This window comes from Hymenobacter agri (genome assembly GCF_054778495.1).
The window spans coordinates 1-5,509 of sequence record NZ_BAAGZM010000278.1 but is presented as its reverse complement, the minus strand read 5'-3'; the positions used below and the strand labels follow the sequence as shown (position 1 = coordinate 5,509).

The 5,509-nt window shown below is 61.3% G+C and carries 5 protein-coding genes and 1 pseudogene; all 6 read right to left on the bottom strand.

What is annotated here, in order from left to right; genetic code table 11:
• A pseudogene (locus ACYVDE_RS13625) lies at positions 1-182 on the bottom strand (EamA family transporter); the annotation flags it as partial.
• 13 nt (positions 183-195) lie between these two features.
• Positions 196-1,068, bottom strand: coding sequence for a glycosyltransferase family 2 protein (locus ACYVDE_RS13620; RefSeq protein ID WP_460502090.1), 873 nt, complete (start codon positions 1,066-1,068; stop codon positions 196-198).
• Between the two features lie 2 nt (positions 1,069-1,070).
• Positions 1,071-1,475, bottom strand: a complete 405-nt coding sequence (locus ACYVDE_RS13615) for a DUF4259 domain-containing protein (RefSeq protein WP_460502089.1) — start codon at positions 1,473-1,475, stop codon at positions 1,071-1,073.
• A 46-nt stretch (positions 1,476-1,521) separates the two neighbouring features.
• The gene (locus ACYVDE_RS13610; protein WP_460502088.1) at positions 1,522-2,511 is read right to left on the bottom strand and encodes an NAD(P)H-dependent glycerol-3-phosphate dehydrogenase; all 990 of its coding nucleotides are present in this window, start codon (positions 2,509-2,511) and stop codon (positions 1,522-1,524) included.
• Positions 2,512-2,595: 84 nt separating this feature from the next.
• The gene (locus ACYVDE_RS13605; protein WP_460502087.1) at positions 2,596-4,005 is read right to left on the bottom strand and encodes an efflux RND transporter periplasmic adaptor subunit; all 1,410 of its coding nucleotides are present in this window, start codon (positions 4,003-4,005) and stop codon (positions 2,596-2,598) included.
• Between the two features lie 97 nt (positions 4,006-4,102).
• A partial coding sequence (locus ACYVDE_RS13600; RefSeq protein WP_460502086.1) for a TolC family protein occupies positions 4,103-5,509 on the bottom strand: 1,407 nt, incomplete at its 5' end.

Sequence of the window (5,509 nt, the reverse complement as noted above, 5' to 3'; positions counted from 1 at the left end):
GCAATCGGCTGCCCCTGCAGCTTTAGCTTCAGCAGCCACGCGGCGCCCAGGGCCGCGGCTACCAGCTGCAGCACCACGGCCCCCACGGCGGGCGCCAGATGCTCCGAGGCCAGCTTGATGAAGAAATTATACAGCGCCAGGCACAGAGCCGTGAGCAGCGCCAGCGGAAGCCAGGAATTCATTGCAGGCGCGGTTTTATAGCAGCTCGTAGTTGCGGTACTCGCCCAGGCGGTAGCCCGTCAGGCGTTCCAGCGCCTGCTTCATCCGGTCTTTAAAGCGGTAGCGGTTGCGGCTCAGGTCGTGGTCGAAGTGCCAGTTCTGGGCCTTAATGCGGGACTGCATGGCGGCTGGGTGCGTGCCGGTGAAGCGCTGCAGCGAGTCGACCTGGCTGTAGTCGAACTCCTCGGCGGCAGCCACGTTTTGCGCCACCCACTCGTCGGAGTGCCACAGCTTATTAAAAGTTTCCTGCTTGCGCTGCATAGCAGCCGGCGGCTTCACCCACCCGTAGTGGTGCACGGTAGCGTCGAGGAGCCGCACGCGCAGCTTGCGGTTGTCGGCCCGCCGGAAGCCCTGGGCATCGCGGTACGAGCGCACGCCGATGCCGGGCCGCACGATGCGGATTTCGCGCCGGTACCAGCGGTACGAATCGCCCACGTAGTCGTAGGAGCCATAAAAATGGCGGTAGTTCAGCAGCAAGCCTTCCACAGCCTTGTCGTCCTTCCACCGCTCCATTCCGGCCCGGATGGCCGGGTAATCGGCTTCGTGCAACACCTCGTCGGCCTGCAAGTAAATGGCCCAGTCGGCATCGGCGGGCACGGCGGCCAGCGCCTTGTCGGTTTCGACGGCCAGCACCCGGCCGCCTTCGCGCAGGCTGTCGTCCCACACGGTTTCGATGATGCGGATTTTGGGGGAATTGATATCCTGAATCAAGCCCAGCGTGCCGTCGTCAGAATTGCCCACGGCCACCACGACCTCATTGCATAGCGGCAGCAGCGAGTTGATGCTTTCCAGCACGGGGTAATCGTACTTGATGGCATTGCGCACGAAGGTGAAGCCGACGACTTTCATACTTAACTCAATCGCGCCAAAAGCCCGGATTGCACTTGCTGCCAGTCGTTCATTTCACCAGCTTCGGCCCACAATTCCTGCAGTTCAGATTTGCGTAGAATTACCGAAACAGCCTTGCGCGCCTTGCTCACCAGCTTGGGATTTATTTCAAAATGCATTTCTGCAATACCTGCCCGTAGCTCTTCTGGTAAGTCAGCAGCCGCTTGGCCAATCACAGCCGCTACAACTTCTGCCGCAGCTAGGGCTGCTGAAGCTTCGCCCACTTCAATGTACTCTCCATCGGCGCTTGCATCTATCACGAATCCCAAAGTATCCGAAACAGCAACTTCGGTTGGTGATTCCAAAAAATCACCAACGAAATCCATGGCAGAATCATTTTCAAAATTGCGGTGTCCCCACGCTCCCATAACGTTTCCTTATAAATTGATTCCCCTTCGGCCTGTGCTGTACTAATTACCGCAGCTTCTCCTTCAGCAACTCCATCTCCACGGCCGGCGCAATGCGCTCGTACAGAATATTATACGCCGCCTCGGTAATCGGCATGTTCACCTTGAGCTTGCGATTCAACTCGTGAATCGACTTCACGGCGTAGTAGCCTTCGGCAACCATGTTCATTTCCAGCTGGGCCGATTTCACCGAATAGCCGCGGCCTACCATGCTGCCAAAGGTACGGTTACGCGAGAACTGCGAGTAGGCCGTCACCAGCAGGTCGCCGAGGTAGGCCGAGGCCGACAAATCGCGCGGCTGCGGATTGATGGCCTGCAGGAAGCGGCGGATTTCCTGCACCGCGTTGCTCACCAGCACGGCTAGGAAGTTGTCGCCGTAGCCCACGCCGTGGGCAATGCCGCCGGTGAGGGCAATGATGTTCTTCATCACGGCGCAGTACTCGATGCCATCGAGGTCGAGGGCGGCGTGGGCGCGCACGTAGCGGTTGCGCAGCAGCTCCGAAAAATCTTCGGCCAGCGCCGCATCGGGCGAGCCGATGGTGAGGTAGCTCTGCTTTTCGAGGGCCACTTCTTCGGCATGGCAGGGGCCGGCAATCACGCCCAGGCGGGTGTGCGGCAGCCGGAATCGCTCGGCCACGTAGTCGGTCACGAGCTGGTTTTTGCTCGGAATCATGCCCTTGATGGCCGACACAATGCGCTTGTGCTTGAACGCGTCGCGGTCGAGCTTATCGAGCACGGGCTGCACGAAGGCGGCGGGTACGGCCAGCACCAACCAGTCGGCTTCCTCAATGGCGTCGTCGAGGTCGGTGGTGGGGTGCACGCGGTTCAAATCGAACTGCACGGCCGAGAGGTAGCGCGGGTTGTGGCGGGTGCGCAGCAGGTGCTGCACGTCGTCTTTCGAGCGCAGCCACCAGTCGACGCGCGCGCCGTTTTCGCTCAGAATTTTGGTGAGGGCGGTGGCCCAGGAGCCGCCGCCGAGCATGGCAATTTTTTCCAAGTGGAAGAGTGTTGGGGTGGGAAGCAGAACTGCAAATAACGACAAACTCCCCGTCGGAGGCCGGCGGGGAGTTTGCGAAGCGGGTTATTTAGCTTCCGCCGGGTCCTCCTTCAGCGCTTCCTTGTTCAGCGTTTTCAGGTCTTTAATTTCCACTAGCGAGCCGTCTTTCAGGGTCTTGGCCACGGCCCGGAACGGGCCGCTCACCACGGTAGCACCGGCCGGCACGCCGCTCAAAATCTCAATGTTCTGAAAGTCGCTGATGCCCGTTTTCACCGGTGTCAGCACGGCTTTGCCATCCTTCACTACAAACACGACTTCCTGAATGTCGATTTTCTGCGGCTTGGTGTCATCAACCGCGGTGGCCGTGCCGTTGGCCCGGCCACTCACGCGCGGGCCGTTGCCGCCGGCATCGTCTTTCGTCGCCGCCGAGTCGGAGCGGGTCGTCACGGCGGCCAGCGGCACGCTCAGCACGTTGGGCTTGCGCTCGGTAATGATGTCGACCGAGGCCGTCATGCCCGGCCGGAAAGGCACTACCGTTTTGCCGCGCACATTGCGCAGCAGGTGCTGGTAGCTTTCAGGCAGCAGCCGGATGCGCACCTCGAATTCCGTCACGGCTTCGGCGGTGAGGGCATCCTTGGCCGTGTTGGCAATGTTGGTGACGAGGCCCTTGAACTTCTCGTTCTTGCTCGAATAGGCGTCCACTTCCACATCGACCGAGTCGCCGAGGCTCACGTTGTTCACATCGTTCTCGTTCACGTTCACACGCACCTCCATGTTGTTGAGGTTGGCAATGCGCATGATTTCGGTGCCTGCCATCTGGGTAGTGCCCACCACGCGCTCGCCTTTCTTCACATTCAGCTTGCTCACGGTGCCGCTGACGGGGGCGTAAATCGTGGTTTTGTTCAGGTTCTTGCGGGCTTCCTCCAGCGAGGCTGAAGCCGCATTCACAGTGCTCTGCGAGGCGCGAATCTGCTGACGGGCACTGTTGATTTCTTCCTGCGAGGCATTGTAGGCAGCCTGGCTGGCTTCGTAGTCGGCCTGCGAAATCACCTTCTGCTTATACAGCGAGGCATTGCGGCGGTACGTGAGCTCAGTTTGCTTGGCCGAAGCCAGCAACTGCTGCAGGCGGGCCTGCGCCTGCGCCGAATTGGCGCGCTGAGTGCCCACCTGGGCGCTCTGCATGTTCACCTGGGCCTGGTAGTTATCGGGCCGGATGCGCAGCAGCAGCTGGCCCTTGCGCACCGAGTCGCCCTCCTGCACATACAGTTCGATGATTTCGCCCGATACGTCGGGCGAGATTTTCACTTCGGTTTCGGGCTGCACCTTGCCCGACGCGCTTACTTTCTCCACGATGGTGGCCGGGCCCGACTTGGCCACCAGCACTTCCACGCCGGTGGGCTTGCCCACCCAGCCCTTCTTCTTAGCCAGCATGAAGCCAGCCACCAGCAGCACCACCAAGCCAGCTAAAATATACAGTAAACGGTTGTTTTTCACGAAATCAATGGGTGAATGAGTGAATGGGTGAATGGGTGAATGAGAACCAGTGCCTGGGTATCCACCCATTCACCCATTCATCCATTCACCCATTGAATTACAGTGCCAGCAGCTTGCCTTGGTAAAAGTCGAGCACTTTGCGGCGGAAGATGTAGCTGTATTTCGCCTGGATGCGGTTCGACTCGGCGAACGTGAGGTTGTTTTTGGCTATGTTGAACTCAGTGCCGTTCAGCAGGCCGTTGTTGAAGCGGATTTCCGAGTTGCGCTGCGTGAGCGTAAGGGCTGCCACTTGGCGCTTGGCCGCCGCGTATTGCAGCTGAGCCGCCCGGGCATCGGCGTAGGCCTGCTCGATGCTCTGGCGCAGCGTGAGACGGGCCTGCTCGGCGCGCACGCTCTGGGCCTTCTCGTTGATGATGGCCCGCTGCACGCCGGTGCGCACCTGCAAGCCATTGAAGATGGGCACGTTGAGCTGGAACGCCACCTGCTGGCCCAGGTTCTGGTTCAGTTGGTCCCAGAAGCTCTGCGGCAGGCTGATGATGTTGCGCTGGTAGGTGGTCACGGTGAGCGGGGTTTGCACGCCGTTGTTGTTCACGAAAAACGTGCTGCGGCGCGGAATTGAGTCCGTACCAACCGAAGTGACCGTGCGAACCGACGAGTAGCCCGAAAACACCTGCCCCGTGAGCCCCAGGCGCGGGTAGTAGCCCCCGCGGGCCAGGTCGGTGCCGCGGCGGGCGCTTTCCACGCGCAGCTCGGCGGCCCGGATTTCGGGCAGGTTGCCGGCAGCTGTCTGGTAGGTGGCGTTCAGGTCGAAGTTCAGGTTGACCTCATCGTCGGGGTCGGGCAGCGGGGGCACGGCAATGGCGAAGCCCGCCGCATTGGCCGGGTCGATGTTCATGAGCTGCAGCAGCGACAGGCGCGCCAGGTCGGCCTGGTTCTGGGCCGTCACCACGTTCAGCTCGTCGGTGGCCAGCTGCGACTGGCTGTCGAGCAGCGTGCTTTCCGGAATACTGCCGGCCTTGAGCAGAATCCGGGTCCGGGCAATCTGCTCCTGGTCGCTGGCCACGCGCACTTGGTTGGCGCGCACCAGCTCCTGGGCCAGCACCAGCTGCAAAAACGCCGAGGCCACGTTCAGGCTCAGGTCGTTGCGGGCCTTCTCGATGTCGGCCAAGCTAGCCTTATAGTCCAGCTCGTTGCGCCGGATGGTGTTGCGCAGCTGGAAGCCCTGGAACAGGGTTAGCTGCGCGACACCGGCAAAGTTGTTGGCCCGCACCGTCTGGCTTTGGAACTCGTAGGTGAGCGGGTTCACGCTCGTGCCGTACTGCCACGACTGCGAGCCCGTGAGGTTGGCCGAGGGCAGCAAGGCGGCCCGGCTCTGGCGAAGAATCTGCTGGTTATTCTGGGCCTGCAGCTCGCTCAGCCGCACGTTCAGGTTATGGGCCAGGGCGTAGTCGACGGCCGCCTGCAGCGTCCAGGGGCCCGCGGGCAGGGCCAGGGCTGTGCCCGC